The sequence below is a fragment of the Amycolatopsis sp. NPDC026612 genome, assembly GCF_040638285.1.
In the GTDB taxonomy this organism is placed as follows: Bacteria; Actinomycetota; Actinomycetes; order Mycobacteriales; family Pseudonocardiaceae; genus Amycolatopsis.
Genome location: NZ_JBEZYB010000135.1, coordinates 1 through 14,096, shown reverse-complemented (window position 1 = coordinate 14,096; position 14,096 = coordinate 1). Strand labels below are relative to the sequence as shown.

The 14,096-nt window shown below is 72.5% G+C and carries 14 protein-coding genes; 3 read left to right on the top strand and 11 right to left on the bottom strand.

The features are described from left to right. Positions 1-41 precede the first annotated feature (41 nt). The 7 genes from AB0F15_RS43530 to AB0F15_RS43500 form a co-directional block, all read right to left on the bottom strand. Positions 42-1,451, bottom strand: coding sequence for an SPFH domain-containing protein (locus AB0F15_RS43530; protein ID WP_360283540.1), 1,410 nt, complete (start codon positions 1,449-1,451; stop codon positions 42-44). Positions 1,452-1,467: 16 nt separating this feature from the next. Further along, entirely contained in the window at positions 1,468-1,956 is a 489-nt protein-coding gene (locus AB0F15_RS43525) for an SPFH domain-containing protein (protein ID WP_360283538.1), read from the bottom strand. Then, complete coding sequence (locus tag AB0F15_RS43520; protein WP_360283536.1) at positions 1,953-2,387, bottom strand: NfeD family protein; 435 nt, start codon at positions 2,385-2,387, stop codon at positions 1,953-1,955. Before AB0F15_RS43520 ends, AB0F15_RS43525 begins: the two co-directional genes overlap by 4 nt. Before the next feature lie 84 nt (positions 2,388-2,471). Next, positions 2,472-3,284 (bottom strand): DUF3097 domain-containing protein, encoded by an 813-nt coding sequence (locus tag AB0F15_RS43515; protein WP_360283534.1) that lies wholly within the window; start codon positions 3,282-3,284, stop codon positions 2,472-2,474. A 51-nt stretch (positions 3,285-3,335) separates the two neighbouring features. Further along, a complete protein-coding gene (locus AB0F15_RS43510; protein ID WP_360283532.1) occupies positions 3,336-4,223 on the bottom strand; it encodes an aminoglycoside phosphotransferase family protein in 888 nt (295 codons plus the stop codon). After that, a complete protein-coding gene (locus AB0F15_RS43505; protein ID WP_360283530.1) occupies positions 4,208-5,005 on the bottom strand; it encodes an SCO1664 family protein in 798 nt (265 codons plus the stop codon). Before AB0F15_RS43505 ends, AB0F15_RS43510 begins: the two co-directional genes overlap by 16 nt. A 2-nt stretch (positions 5,006-5,007) precedes the next feature. Further along, positions 5,008-5,583 carry a DUF3090 domain-containing protein gene (locus AB0F15_RS43500; RefSeq protein ID WP_360283528.1) on the bottom strand — a complete coding sequence of 192 codons (576 nt, stop codon included), beginning with the start codon at positions 5,581-5,583 and terminating at the stop codon, positions 5,008-5,010. Positions 5,584-5,659: 76 nt separating this feature from the next. Here AB0F15_RS43500 and AB0F15_RS43495 point away from each other — a divergent pair, with 76 nt between their 5' ends. The 3 genes from AB0F15_RS43495 to AB0F15_RS43485 are packed head-to-tail and all read left to right on the top strand — an operon-like array spanning position 5,660 to position 8,876. Then, positions 5,660-7,576: a prolyl oligopeptidase family serine peptidase gene (locus AB0F15_RS43495; RefSeq protein ID WP_360283526.1), complete on the top strand. Its 1,917-nt coding sequence runs from the start codon at positions 5,660-5,662 to the stop codon at positions 7,574-7,576. Further along, on the top strand, positions 7,573-8,472 hold the full coding sequence (locus AB0F15_RS43490; RefSeq protein WP_360283524.1) for an LD-carboxypeptidase: 900 nt from the start codon (positions 7,573-7,575) through the stop codon (positions 8,470-8,472). Before AB0F15_RS43495 ends, AB0F15_RS43490 begins: the two co-directional genes overlap by 4 nt. After that, positions 8,469-8,876, top strand: coding sequence for a TIGR03668 family PPOX class F420-dependent oxidoreductase (locus tag AB0F15_RS43485; protein WP_360283522.1), 408 nt, complete (start codon positions 8,469-8,471; stop codon positions 8,874-8,876). Before AB0F15_RS43490 ends, AB0F15_RS43485 begins: the two co-directional genes overlap by 4 nt. A 57-nt stretch (positions 8,877-8,933) precedes the next feature. Here AB0F15_RS43485 and mptB read toward each other — a convergent pair whose 3' ends face one another. From mptB to AB0F15_RS43465, 4 genes are all read right to left on the bottom strand, one after another. Next, positions 8,934-10,469, bottom strand: coding sequence for a polyprenol phosphomannose-dependent alpha 1,6 mannosyltransferase MptB (gene mptB / locus AB0F15_RS43480; RefSeq protein WP_360283520.1), 1,536 nt, complete (start codon positions 10,467-10,469; stop codon positions 8,934-8,936). Between the two features lie 82 nt (positions 10,470-10,551). Continuing rightward, complete coding sequence (locus AB0F15_RS43475) at positions 10,552-12,207, bottom strand: ABC transporter ATP-binding protein (protein ID WP_360283518.1); 1,656 nt, start codon at positions 12,205-12,207, stop codon at positions 10,552-10,554. Then, a complete protein-coding gene (locus AB0F15_RS43470) occupies positions 12,204-13,100 on the bottom strand; it encodes an ABC transporter permease (protein WP_360283516.1) in 897 nt (298 codons plus the stop codon). Before AB0F15_RS43470 ends, AB0F15_RS43475 begins: the two co-directional genes overlap by 4 nt. Further along, positions 13,097-14,096: ABC transporter permease (locus AB0F15_RS43465; protein WP_360283514.1), on the bottom strand; the 1,000-nt coding region annotated here is incomplete at its 5' end. The genes AB0F15_RS43470 and AB0F15_RS43465, both read right to left, overlap by 4 nt.

The window sequence follows — 14,096 nt, the reverse complement described above, 5'->3', positions numbered from 1 at the left end:
GCCGCCCACCGCTTCCGGTGGGCGGCCCTCGTCACGTGAGGTCAGCGGCGCGGGCCGCCGAAGGGGGGTTGCTGGGGGAACGGGCCGCTGCCCGGGTTCTGCTGCGGGCCGCCGAACTGGCCCGGGGGCGGGGCCTGCGGCGGCGGGCCCTGGTACTGGCCACCCGGGGGCGGGCCGGCCGGGGCCTGCGGCTGCGGCAGTGCGGGCTGGCCGCTCTGCGGGGTCGGCGGCTGCTGCTGCGGCGCCGGGGTGACCTCCGTGCCGCGGTCGTCGTCCGCCTCCGGGCCGGGCTGCTGCTGGGCCGGCCGCGGGATCGACGGCCGCGAGGACGGCGAGGACGGTGCGCCGATGGCGGGGACCTCTTTGCGCGCCACGGCTTCCGCGGCCGCGACGGCCTCGGCGACCTTCGGGTCGCTCTTGGTTTCGAACCAGCTGGCGACCTCTTCGTCCTCGAGTTCGGGCTTGTCCGGGACGTCCTCCTGTGGCGGCTCGTACCGGAACACGCCGTCGTCGCCCGGGGCGCCGAGCGCGCGGGCGAAGCCTTCGAGGGCCTTGCCGTAGTCGCTGGGGATCATCCAGACCTTGTTCGCGTCGCCCTGGGCCAGCTGCGGCAGCGTCTGCAGGTACTGGTAAGCCAGCACCTCCGGGGTCGGGCGGCCGGCCTTGATCGCCGCGAACACCTTCTCGATGGCCTTCGCCTGGCCCTGCGCCTGCAGGTAGCGCGCGGCCCGTTCACCCTGGGCGCGCAGGATGCGGGACTGCCGCTCGGCTTCGGCGGCGAGGATCGTCGCCTGGCGGGCACCTTCGGCGGAAAGGATCTGGCTCTGCTTCTGGCCTTCCGCGGTCTTGATCGCGGACTCCCGCTGGCCTTCCGCGGTCAGGATCATGGCGCGCTTCTCGCGGTCCGCGCGCATCTGCTTCTCCATGGAGTCCTGGATGGAGGGCGGCGGGTCGATCGCCTTCAGCTCGACCCGGCTCACGCGGATGCCCCACCGGCCGGTCGCCTCGTCCAGCACGCCGCGCAGCTGGGTGTTGATGGAGTCGCGGGAGGTCAGGGTCTGCTCGAGGCTCATCCCACCGACCACGTTGCGCAGCGTGGTGGTGGCCAGCTGCTCGACGCCGACGATGTAGTTGGAGATCTCGTACACCGCGGCGCGCGAGTCGGTCACCTGGAAGTACACGACGGTGTCGATCGACACCGTCAGGTTGTCCTCGGTGATCACCGGCTGCGGCGGGAACGAGACGACCTGCTCACGCAGGTCGATCCGGGCGCGCACCTTGTCCAGGAACGGCACGAGGATGTTGAGGCCGGGCGAGGCGACCGTGCGGAACCGGCCGAGCCGTTCGATCACGGCCGACTGCGCCTGTGGCACCACCATGACCGCCTTGGCTATCGTGATGACCACGAGCAAGGCCAGAGCTATGACCAGGCCGATCACAAATCCGGTCAAGAGAATTTCCCCTTACCTAGTACCATTCTTGCGCGGTTGACGGCGTTCCGGGTGCGGCGGGCGGGCTCACCTCGAGCTTCAGCTCCTTCGTGGTGATGCCCCAGCGGCCGGTGGTGTCGTGCAGGACCGTCCACACTGTACGGTGCAGGTCCCCGGGCGCGGTGATGGCGCGCTCGGCGGTGGTCAGGCCGGCTTCCTGCCGCAGCGCGGTCCGCGCGAGCTGCTCGATGGCCAGTGCCGGGTTCGCGATTTCGTAGGTGGCCAGGCGTGGGTCGGTCACCGCGAAGACGACCTCGAAGCCGATGAAGATCGCCGCGCCGTCGCCGGCTTCGACCGCGCGGGGCGGGGCGGACAGCACCTGCTCACCGAGGTCGAAGCGGGCGCGAACGCGGTCGGCGAACGGGAGCACGAAGTGGCGGCCCGAGCCGAGCACGGCGCGGAACTGCCCGCCGCGTTCGAGCACCGCGGCATGACCTTCGCCGACGACGACGAGTCCCAGGCTCACGGCTCGGCCGACACGACGGCGGTGGCGCCGGAGATCTCGACGACCGTGACCGGGGTGCCGGGCGCGATGGGCGGGCAGTGCTCCCCCAGGCTGCGGGCCGACCAGACGTCGCCGCCCAGCTTCACGCGGCCCGCCTCGGCGTCCACCGTGGACACGACGACGGCGCGGGCGCCGATCAGCGCGTCGATGCCGGTGTGGTGGGTGGGCCCGGACAGGAGACGCCGCTTGAGCGCGGGACGGACCAGCACGAGCATGCCGACGGAGGCGACGGCGAACACGGCGACGTCGATGACCAGGTTCCCGGTGAGGACCTCGGCACCGGCGCCGAACAGTGCGGCGACGCCCAGCATGATCAGCACGAAGTCGCCGGAGACGACTTCGGCGATCACCAGCGCGATGCCGACGATCAACCAGACCAGTGCCCAAGCCATGGCTTCATGCTCTCAGATCGCGCCGGTTCGCACCGGCGCAGTGACGGGACGTAACCCACGCGTGACCTTGGACAAACCGGACATTCAGCCCTCTTCCGTCGGCTCGGTGACGAAGTCGATGAGCCGTTCCACGGCCCCGATGAGCGGGGTCTCGAGGTCGCGGAAACTGCTCACTCCGCTGAGGACACGTTGCCAGCCTTCGAAAGGTTGCCCCCAGCCGAGCGCGTCGCAGATCCCCTGCTTCCACTCGGTGCCGCGCGGGATCTTCGGCCACGCCTCGATGCCGACGGCTTCCGGCCGCACGGCCTCCCAGACGTCGATGTAGGGGTGGCCCGTGACCAGCACGTTCTCGTCGTGGACCGCCTCGACGAGACGGGATTCCTTGCTGCCGGGCACGAGGTGGTCGACCAGCACACCCAGTCGACGCGCGGGACCGGTGCCGAACCCGGCGATCCGGTCGGCGAGGACGTCGACGCCGTCGAGGGGCTCGACGACGACGCCTTCGACGCGCAGGTCGTGCCCCCAGACGCGTTCGACCAGCTCGGCGTCGTGCTTGCCCTCGACCCAGATGCGCGAGTCGCGGGCGACGCGGGCCTGCAGCCCCTGGACCTTCACCGACCCGGACGCCGAGACCTGCTTGACCGGCGCCTTCACCGTCTTGACGGGGACGAGCGTGACGGGCTTGCCGTCGAGCAGGAACCCGGCGGGCAGCAGCGGGAAGACGCGGTGGCGGCCCTTGGCGTCCTCGAGCACGACGTTCCCGTACTCGAGCTTCACCACCGCGCCGCAGTAGCCACTGGCCGGGTCCTCGACGACCAGACCGGGTTCGGCAGGGACCTCCGGCACCTTCTTGCGGCGCCGGCCGGCGAGGACGTCGTCATAGGAGTGGGAGCGCACGACCAGGCAACCTAATGCGCCGGGGTGTCCGGGCGCGGCATGCCACGCCGGTCAGCGCGCCAACTCGAGGACCGCATCGGTGAACGGCGTCCGCTCGCCCCGGCGCAACGGCGCCAGCGCGACCAGCGGGGCCATGGCCACGCACCAGGCACGGACGCGCTCGGCGTCGAAGTCCGCGACGTGCGGGGCGAGCGCGGCGATGCCGTCCTCGATCGTGCCGCCGGCCGCCATCGGGACGAAGGCGAAGTCGACGGCGTCGAGCGCCGGGTCACCGAGGCCGGGGCGCGGGTCGATGGCGACGGCGCCGCGGGCGGGCCCGGCGTCGAGGACGTTGCCGGGGTGCAGGTCGCCGTGGATCAGGGTGACCGGGCCGCTGGTCGCCAGTTCCCTGGCCCGCGCACGGCCCTTTTCGAGCGTTTCGGCGCTGAGGTGTCCGGCGGCCGGGGACTCGCGGCGACGACGCTCGGACAGGGTGAAGATGAACTCGATGCCCTCGGCCAGGTGCCGGAACTCCCCGCGCGGCTCGACCGCGTGGAGCTCGCCGAGCAGCTCGCCGATCTCGGCCCACGGGACCGCCCGGCCGGTCAGCTCGGTGCCCGGGACCAGGCCTTCCAGCAGGATCGCGTTGACGTCGAGGTCGGCGTCGAGCACCTGGACGACGCGGGAGCAGCCGGCCCAGGCGGTCAGCCCGGTGAGCTCCAGCCGGGCGACCTCCGGGTCCGGGGTCAGCTTGAGGACTCGCAGGTCGCCGCCGGGGCCGGTGCACAGCAGGGTGCGGCCGGTGTTGCCGGGCCGGGCTTCTTGGACCTCGAGCCGCCACTGGGTGGTGAGCCGGGTGACCAGGTCCGGGAGGGCGTCGCACCAGGGTTCGGCGAGGTCCGCGCCGAAGCGGTCGACCAGGCGGGCGCGGGCGGGGGCGTCGATCAGAACAGGGGCCACGGGACGGCGCGCCAGTCGTCGCCGGGGCCGGGGAAGATGCCCTCGGCGAGCAGCAGGTCGGTGCGTTCGGCCAGCGCCCGGATCTCGAACTTGGTGATGTGCTCGGCGAGGGTCCGGCCGAGGCCGCCGTCGATCTCCGACCGCAGCTTGCGCAGCTTCTCGACGGTGTCCGGCGGCACGGGCTCGCCGATCCAGCCCCAGAGGACGGTCCGCAGCTTCGGATCGGTGTGCAGGCAGATGCCGTGGTCGACGCCGTAGACGCGGCCGTCGGTGCCGGCCAGCAGGTGGCCGCCTTTGCGGTCGGTGTTGTTGACGACGATGTCGAGCACGGCGAGGTCGCGCAGCCCGGGGTGGTCGGCGTGGGCCAGCACCGCGGGGTCGCCGAGCCGGTCCTGGGCGTGCAGGACCACGCGCCAGCCGTCGGGGACCTCGTCCGGGGCGATGACGTCGATGAGGTCGTCGTCGGTGGTCTCGACCCACAGCTGGACCATGCCGGGGCCGAACGGGCCGTCGCGCAGCACGGTCGGCGGGATCGCGCCGACGCCGGCGGCGTCGGCGATGATCGCGGTGGCGACCTCACGCCCGGCCAGGGTGCCGTCGGGGAAGTCCCACAGGGGCCGCTCCCCCGACACCGGCTTGTACACGACCCGGCCGGTGACGCCGTCGAGCTCGATGGCGCAGAACAGGGTGACGTTGGAGGCGTCGACGAGCCGTCCTTCGACGTCGATGCGGCCGTGGGTCACCAGGTCGCGGGACGCGGCGTCGCCCGGGGTGGTCGCCATGGTCAGTCTTCGTCCGCGTCGGTTTCGCGCCGGTAGCCGTTCTGCCGGGGGCAGATGTGCCCGGCCGGGTCGAGTGGCTCGCCGCACAGCGGGCACGGCTTGCGGCCGGCGTTGACGACGCGGTCGGCCCGCTCGGCGAACGCGCGGGCGGCGGCCGGGCTGAGGAAGACGCGGACGGCGTCCGGTCCTTCCTCGGTGTCGTCGAGCACGACCGTTTCGTCGACCTCGCCCTCGGTGATGGCGAGCAGTTCGACGACGACCGCGCTGCTGTCGGCGTCCCAGCCCAGGCCCATGGTGCCGACGCGGAACTCCTCCTCGACCGGCACGGTCAGGGGGTCGACGTCGACGAGGTCCTCGGGGACGTCTTCGGGCACGTCGGCTCCGAAGCGGCTGGCGACCTCCTCGAGCAGCGAGCTCAGGCGTTCCGCGAGAACGACGACCTGCTGTTTTTCGATCGAGACGCTGATGGTGCGCACGTCCTCCGATGCCTGGAGGTAGAACGTGCGATCGCCGGGCTCGCCGACGGTGCCGGCGACGAACCGATCCGGCTGGCGGAAGACGTGGATTACGCGAGACATAGCAGTGACGACCCTAGGCCACCGGCGCATGATCGGCATCCGCCGCCCCTGGTTCGCGGGCCGCTAGCCTCGGGGGGTGTCTCGGATCTCCCCGTACGGAACCTGGTCGTCGCCCATCACCGCCGCCGAGGTGGCCGCCGCCGGTGGCGGCCCCCAGTGGCTCGACGTCGTCGGGGACGAGGTGTGGTGGGCCGAGGCGCGACCGGCTGAGCAGGGCCGGGTCGCGCTGGTCCGGGCGGTGCCCGGCGGGACGGAGGACGTGCTGCCGGCGCCGTGGAACGTCCGCAACCGGCTGCACGAGTACGGCGGGCGGCCGTGGGCGGTCGCCGAGGGTGCCGTGGTGTTCACGCACTGGGCCGATCAGCGCGTGTACGCCCAGAGCGAAACCGGCGTGGTGCCGCTCACGCCGGCTCCCGCGGAGCCCCAGGGCGTCCGCTACGGCGATCTGCGGCCCGGCCGGGCGGGCGAGGTGTGGGCGGTCCGGGAGCGCGGTACCGGACCGCGGCCGACCGACGTCGAGCGGGACCTGGTGGCGATCGCCGTGGACGGCGGCGGCGAGCGGGTGCTGGCGGCGAGCCACCGGTTCCTGACGGCGCCGAAGCTGTCGCCGGACGGGCGGCACGCGGCCTGGTTCGGCTGGGACCACCCGCTGATGCCGTGGGACGGCACCGAGCTGTGCGTCGCGCCCGTGGCCGGGGACGGGTCGTTCGGGCCGCACCGGGTCCTGGCCGGGGGCGCGGACGTCGCGGTGTGCCAGCTCGAGTGGGAGACGCCGTCGACGCTGCTGGCGCTGCTGGACCCGGACGGCTGGTGGAACCTGCACCGCGTCGGCCTGGACGGGCCGGTGGTGAACCTGGCGCCGGTGGAGCAGGAGCTCGGCGGGCCGCTGTGGAAGGCCGGATCGCGGTGGTTCGTCCCGCTCGGCGGCGGACGGCACGCGGTGCTCGTGTCGGGGCGGCTGGCGGTGCTCGACGAGGCGGACGGGTCGGTGACGCCGGTGGCGGACGAGCTGACGGCCTGGTCTTCGACGGGGCTGGCGGCGTACGACGGCGGGGTCGCCGGCGTCGCCGCGGGGCCGGCCCGGGAAGCCGCGGTGGTGCACGTCGCGGACGGGGTGCCGAAGGACCTGACGCCGCAGCCGGAGCTGCCGGGAGCGTTCCTGCCGGTGCCGCAGGAGCGGGTGTTCACCACCGACGGCGGCGAGACCGTGCCGGTGGTCCTGTACCCGCCGCGGAACCCGGATTTCACCGCACCCGATGGGACGCGGCCGCCGCTGCTGGTGCACGTCCACGGCGGCCCGACAGGGCAGCACTTCCCGGTGCTGGACCTGGAGATCGCGTACTTCACCAGCCGCGGCATCGGGGTGGCGGCGGTCAACTACGGCGGGTCGACGGGGTTCGGGCGCGCCTACCGCGAGCGGCTGCGCGAGCAGTGGGGCGTGGTGGACGTCGCCGACTGCGTCGCGGTGGCCGAGGCGCTGGTGGCGGCCGGGCTCGCCGACGGTGACCGGGTGGGGATCCGCGGCGGCAGTGCGGGCGGGTTCACCGCGGCGGCGGCGCTGACGACGACGGAGACGTACCGGGCGGGCACGGTGATGTTCCCGGTGCTGGACCTGGCCGGGTGGACCGGCGCCGAGGGCGACACGCACGACTTCGAGTCCCGCTACCTGGACGGCCTGGTCGGGCCGCTGCCGGAAACGCGGCAACGGTACGTGGAGCGTTCGCCACTGGCGAACGCCGGGGCGCTGGCCGGCCCGGTGCTGGTCCAGCAGGGGCTGGAGGACCGGATCTGCCCGCCGGAGCAGGCGGACCGGTTCGTGGCCCGGCTGGCCGGGCGCGGGATCCCGTACGCCTACCAGCGGTTCGCCGGCGAGCAGCACGGGTTCCGGCAGGCGGCGACGATCGTGGCGGCGTTGGAGGCGGAACTGTCGTTCTACGGGCAGGTGTTCGGCTTCGACACGCCGGGTGTGGCGCGGCTGGAGCTGTCACGATGAGGCCGCCGCGGTTGCGGGCCGGCGACACGCTGGCGCTGGTGGCGCCGGCCGGACCGGTGCCGGCGGACCTGCTGGAGAAGGCGTTGCCGGTGCTGCACGGCTGGGGCGTCGAAGTGCGGGTAGGGGCGTGCGTGCGGGCGGAACCGGGGTCGCCGCCGTACCTGGCCGGGACGGACGCGGCGCGGGCGGCGGAGTTCACCGAGGCGTGGCTGGATCCGGGGGTGCGGTGCGTGCTGGCGGCACGGGGCGGCTACGGCGTGCAGCGGATGCTGGACCTGGTGGACTGGGCGGCGCTGCGGGCGGCGGGCCCGAAGGTGCTGGCCGGGTCGAGTGACATCACGGCGTTGCACCGGGCGGTGGACGTCCACCTCGGACTGTCCACTTTGTTCTCACCGATGCCGGCCAGCGTGCTGTTCGACGACTTCGCGCACGAGCACCTGCGGCGGTCCCTGTTCGAGCCCGAGCGGAACCTGGTGGTGCGCGGCGGTTCGGCGCTGGTGCCGGGCCGGGCTTCGGGGGTCTTGACGGGCGGGAACCTCTCGCTGCTGGCGGCGGGGATCGGGACGCCGGAGCACGGGTCGGCGCAGGACGCGATCGTACTGCTGGAGGACGTGACGGAGAGCGTGTACCGGTTGGACCGGATGCTGACGCAGCTGGTGCGCAGCGGCTGGTTCGACGGCGTCCGCGGGATCGTGCTGGGTTCGTGGGCGGCGTGCGGGGCCCCGGCGGACGTCCGGGCGCTGATGGTGGACCGGCTGGTGCCGCTGGGGGTGCCGCTGGTCGAGGAGTTCGGGTTCGGGCACGTGGCGTCGTCGCCGACGCTGCCGCTGGGGGTGCCGGTGACGCTGGACGCGGACCTGGGGACGCTGACGTTCGACGCTCCTGCGCTGACATGAAGCTTTCGGCGGCGGAGGCTCGTTCGCGGTTCGCTTCGGCGCGCGTGGCCCGGCTGGCGACGGTGTCGCCGGCCGGGGTGCCGCACCTGGTGCCGGTGACGTTCGCGGTGCGGGACGACGTGGTGGTGTTCGCGGTGGACCACAAGCCGAAGTCGACGACGTCGTTGCGGCGGCTCGAGAACATCGCGGAGAACCCGGCGGTGTGTTTCCTGGCCGACGGCTACTCCGAGGACTGGTCGGCGCTGTGGTGGACCCGGGCGGACGGCGTCGCGCGGGTGGAGCCTTCGCGGGCCGAACCGGTGGCGTGGCTGGTGGCGAAGTACGAGCAGTACGCGCAACGTCCACCGGAGCACGCGGTGGTGGTGACGGACGTGCACACGTGGAGCGGCTGGGCCGGGTCGTGAGTGGTAATGAGGGTTCTAACCCTCATCACCACTCACGACCAGCCGCGGCAGAGCTGATCAGTCGCGGAGGAACTTCTCCGGGCGGCGCCACGCGTCGATCAGGCCGAGCGGGTCCGGGCGCAGCAGCGAAGCCGCCGAGTACAGGCTGGCCACCACGACCAGTGCGATGAACCACCAGTCGTAGAGCGCCTGCTCCCCCGTCGGGTAGTACACCAGCGTGACGAACACCGACACCGCGACCACCAGCGCCAGGTGGCGGGGTTGCCACTTGAATGCCGACAGGAGCACGAAGCCCCAGGTGAGGTACCACGGCAGGGTGGGTGGCATGAGGATCGCCACCGCCAGGAGCGAGATCCCGGCGCGGTAGACCGCCTCCGTGCCGCCGCCGCGGGCGAGCCACCACTGGCGGATGCCGATCCCGATCAGCAGCAGCATGCCCGCCGCGCGGGCGACCGTGACGAACGGTGACACCTGGACGTCGACGATCAGGTGGACGAGGTTGTAGAACACCTCGCCGATCCCGGTGGGGATGTTGAGCCAGTTCGCGATGAGCTGCGGGGCCTTGAGCCCGGACCACCAGCCGAGGTTGAGCGAGCCGAGCGAGATCCAGGTGCCCGCGACGAACACCGGGAGGAACAAGCCCACCGAGGCGGCGCCGGCGCGCAGGAAGTTGCGGGCCTTCGACTCGCCGGTCAGGTGGTTGGCCCACATCCAGACGATGAACGGCAGCGCGATCGCCGCGGTCGGCTTGATCAGCATGCCGATGGTCACCAGGACGACCGCGAGCACGTGCTTGCGTTCCAGGGCGGCGAGGACGCCGGTGGTGAGGAACGCGAGCATCATCAGGTCGTTGTGCGGGCCGCCGAAGAGGTGGATGACCATCATCGGGCTGGCCACCGCGAGCCACAGCGCGACCGGGAGCTTGCCGCCGAGGTGCTTGACCAGCCGCGGCAGCGCCCACAGCGTCCCGGCCAGGCCCACCAGCAGCACGAGGCGCATCAGGATCACGCCGAGGATCATGTTGTCGCCGGTGGTGGCGACGACCCCCTTGGAGATGAGCAGGAACAGCGGGCCGTAGGGGGCGGGCGTGGTCTGCCAGAGCGGGTGGACGTTCTGCACGACGTTCGGCAGCGCGTCGAGCTCGGCGGGGCCGTTGGCGTACGGGTCGAGCCCGTAGAGCAGCTGGGCGCCCTGGCCGAGGTAGGAGAAGACGTCGCGGGTGAACAGCGGCGGCGAGATGAGCAGCGGCGCCATCCAGCACCCGGCGGCGATCAGCACCGGGCGGCTGCCGACGCGGCCGAGCAGGACGTAGCGGCCGAGCCGGACCCAGGCCCAGACGACGAGGCCGAAGCCGGTGTAGAGCACGGCGTTGGCCAGCATCCGGCCGTGGCCGTAGCGGATCCAGGAGAGCGGGCCGTGGCCGAGCACGGGGTCCTTGATCAGGATGCCGCCGGCGCCGAAGGCGGCGAGCATGAGCAGCGTGCTGCCGACCGTGCCCATCGCGATCGTGCGGTACGGGAATCGCGAGGGCACGCGGAGCCGCTCGGCCAGTCCGGCCGAGGGCGTCTGTGCGGGGTCGGTGGTGGTCGCCATTTCCGTTCGGAGATTACACACTGCGCTCGCGCGGGTTTCCCGCAGTGCCGATTTTCGAGGGGGTCGCAGCGGGTGCCGTGCGTCAGCTGCCGACGGTCCGGTGCTGGGCGGTGCCGCCGGGCAGGGCGGCCAGCAGGGACTTCGTGTACTCGTGGTGCGGGTCGAGCAGGACCTGTTCCACCGTCCCGGTTTCGACGAGCTCGCCGCGGTACATCACGGCGACGCGGTCGGCGATGTTCCACGCCAGGCCGAGGTCGTGGGTGATCACCAGCGCGGCGAGGCCGAGTTCGCGGCGCAGCCGCAGCAGGAGCGCGAGGATCTCGCCGCGGACGGAGGCGTCGAGTGAGGCGACCGGCTCGTCGGCCACCACCACCGACGGCTCCAGCGCCAGTGCCCCGGCGATGACGACGCGCTGGCGCTGGCCGCCGGAGAGCTGGTGCGGGAGCCGGTCGGCGTACTTCGCGGCGGGCCGCAGTTCGGCGGCTTCCAGCGCCCGGTGGACGACGTCCCGCTCGTCGGCGAGCCGGTGGATCCGGGGACCTTCGGCAACGGCCTCGTAGACGGTGTGGGCCGGGTTCAGCGCACTCGTCGGGTCCTGCAGGACGAGCTGGACCTGCCGCCGGTAGGCCTTGAGCCCGGCGCCGCCGGTGGGCACGGGCCGCCCGGCGTAGCGGACCACGCCGGAGTCGGGCTTCTGCAGGCCGAGCAGGGTCCGGGCGAGAGTGGTCTTGCCGGAGCCGGACTGGCCGACCAGGGCGACGATCTCGTCGCGGGACACCGTGAGGTCGACCCCGGCGACGGCGTCGATCCGCTTGCCGGTGCGGTCGCGGAAGGACACGCGCAGGTTTTCGGCGGCCAGCAGCGGTTCGCCGGTGGGGACGCGGTCCGCCGGTTCGGGCGGGAGGGGGTTGCTGGTGGCCGGGGCGAAGCGGGACACCGGGTCGCCGACGGTCGGGAACGCGGCGGCGAGCGCCCGGGTGTGGTCGTGGCGAGGCGAGCCCATGACCTCGGCGCTGGGGCCTTCTTCGACGATCCGCCCGTCGTACATCACGGCGATGCGCTCGCAGGTGGCGGCGAGCACGGACAGGTCGTGGCTGATCATGACCAGCCCGATCCGCTGGTCGGCGACCAGCCGGGAGAGCAGGGCGAGGACCTGGGCCTGGACGATGACGTCGAGGGCGGTGGTCGGTTCGTCGGCGATGATCAGGCGGGGTGAGCAGGCCAGGGCCATGGCGATCATGACGCGCTGCTTCTGCCCGCCGGACAGCTCGTGGGGGTAGGCGCCGGCGCGGGCCGGGGGCAGGTCGACCTGGGTGAGCAGTTCGGCGACGCGGGCGTCGACCTGGGCGTCGGTGAGTGCCTTGCCGCCCTCGGGTGGGTGCAGCCGGAGGGGTTCGGCGATCTGCTCGCCGATCCTGCGGACCGGGTTGAGGGCGTGCATGGCGCCCTGGAACACCACGGACGCCTCGGCCCAGCGGACCGCGCGCAGGCGCCCCCACTTCATGGCGGTGACGTCTTCGCCGTCGAGGTGGATCTCGCCGGTGATCTTCGCGGTGCGCGGCAGCAGCCGCAGCACGCTCATCGCGACGGTGGACTTGCCGGAGCCGGATTCCCCGGCGACGCCGAGGGTGCCGCCGGGGTCGAGGGTGAGGTCGACGCCGCGGACGGCGGGCACGTCCTCGTCCCCCACGGCGTAGGTGACGGTGAGGCCGGTGAGCTGCAGCAGCGGGGTGGTCACTTCTTCAACCTCGGGTTGAACACGGTCTCCAGTCCCCGGCCGACCAGGGTGAAGAAGAGGACGACGAGGACGATCGCGATGCCCGGCGGGAGCACGTTCCACCAGGCGCCGCGGCTGATGGCGCCGTTGTTGAGCGCGCTTTCCAGCACCAGGCCCCAGGTGACGGAGTTGGGGTCGCCGACGCCGAGGAACGACAAGGTCGCGTCGGCGATGACGGCGTTGCCGACCACGAGCGTGGTGTTGGCCAGGACCAGCGGCATCACGCCGGGCAGGACGTGCTTGCCGATGATGTGCAGGTGGCCGCCGCCGAGGGCGTGGGCGCGCTCGATGTAGGGGCGGCTCTCGATGGTCAGCGTCTGGGCCCGGACGAGCCGGGCGGTGCTGGGCCAGGCGGTGAGCCCGATGGCGATGATGATCGTGCCGATGCCCTTGGGCAGGACCGCCGAGAGCGCGATCGCGAGGATCAGCGAGGGCAGGACCAGGAAGAAGTCGGTGAACCGCAGCAGCGTCGCCGACACCCAGCCGCCGAAGTGGGCGGCGGTGATGCCGATGAGGGTGCCGATGACGACCGACAGCAGCGCCGCGGAGAACCCGACGAGCAGGGAGACCCGGGTGCCCCAGACCGTCATGAGCAGCACCGACCGGCCGAAGTTGTCGGTGCCGAGCCAGAAGTCGGCGTTCGGCGGGCTGAGCGGCTGCCCGGTGGCCTTGGTGACGTCGAGGCCGCTTTCGTCGCTGATCAGGGGCAGGAGCAGCGCGACGACGACGGTGGCGCCGAGCAGGACCAGCCCGGCGAGCGCGGCGCGCTGGCCGGCGAACTCCCGCCAGGTCCGGGTGATCGAAGCCCGCCGGCGGCTCCACGCGATCTGCCGCGGTGTCTCGGCGGTGGTCATGACGTACGCACCCTCGGGTCGAGCACGCGGTAGAGCAGTTCCGCGAGCAGGTTCATCAGCACCACCGCGCTCGCCAGCACGGTGAACACGCCCTGCAGCACCGGCAGGTCGGGGCCGTGCAGCGCGTCGTAGGTGAGCTGGCCGAGGCCGGGCCAGCTGAACACGGCCTCGACGGTGACCGCGCCGGCGACCACCCCGCCGAACTGCATGAACACCAGCGTGGTGGTCGGCAGGAGGGCGTTGGGGACGGCGTGGCGCTTGCGGACGAGGTCGTCGCGCAGGCCCTTGGCGCGGGCGGTGGTGAGGTAGTCGGCGTTCATCTCCCCCAGCAGCGACGACCGCATGATCAGCATGTACTGGGCGTAGAACACCGCCAGCAGCGTCACGCACGGCAGCACCAGGTGGTGCAGGACGTCGAGGGTCTGGGAGAGGACGTCGGGTGCGGCGTCCGGGGAGTGCATACCGCGGCTGGGGAACAGCCCGTTGGTCACCACGAGCAGCATCAGGCCGAGCCAGAACTGCGGGACCGACCAGAGGGTCAGCGCGAGCCCGGTCTGGGTGCGGTCGAAGACGCTGTCGCGGCGCCAGGCGGCGCGGATGCCCAGCCACAGGCCGAGGAGCACGGCGAGGACGGTGGCGCTGCCGACGAGCAGGATGGTCGGCCAGAGCCGTTCGCCGATCATGTCGGCGACCGGGCGGCCGTTGTTGAGCAGCCGGGACTCGCCGAGGTCGCCGTGCAGCAGCTTCCAGAAGTACTGGCCGAACTGGACGAAGACGGGCTTGTCGACGCCCATCTTCTCGCGCAGTTCGGCGATCATCTGCGGGCTGGTGGGGTGGTCGCGGGTCATGGCGGCGACCGGGTCGCCGGGCAGCATCCGGAAGAGGAAGAAGAACAGCACGACCACCAGCACGATGCTGATGAGCGCTTCGGCGACCTTCTTGAGGACGAACCGGGCGGTACCGGTCCCGCCGCGGTGCTCGTCGACCCCGACGAGC

Excerpts from the sequence above, each read along its gene's own strand:
- AB0F15_RS43520 (WP_360283536.1), bottom strand. The coding sequence starts at position 2,387 with ATGGCTTGGGCACTGGTCTGGTTGATCGTCGGCATCGCGCTGGTGATC.
- AB0F15_RS43505 (WP_360283530.1), bottom strand. The coding sequence starts at position 5,005 with ATGGCGACCACCCCGGGCGACGCCGCGTCCCGCGACCTGGTGACCCAC.
- AB0F15_RS43500 (WP_360283528.1), bottom strand. The coding sequence starts at position 5,583 with ATGTCTCGCGTAATCCACGTCTTCCGCCAGCCGGATCGGTTCGTCGCC.
- AB0F15_RS43490 (WP_360283524.1), top strand. The coding sequence starts at position 7,573 with ATGAGGCCGCCGCGGTTGCGGGCCGGCGACACGCTGGCGCTGGTGGCG.
- AB0F15_RS43485 (WP_360283522.1), top strand. The coding sequence starts at position 8,469 with ATGAAGCTTTCGGCGGCGGAGGCTCGTTCGCGGTTCGCTTCGGCGCGC.
- mptB (WP_360283520.1), bottom strand. The coding sequence starts at position 10,469 with ATGGCGACCACCACCGACCCCGCACAGACGCCCTCGGCCGGACTGGCC.
- AB0F15_RS43470 (WP_360283516.1), bottom strand. The coding sequence starts at position 13,100 with ATGACCACCGCCGAGACACCGCGGCAGATCGCGTGGAGCCGCCGGCGG.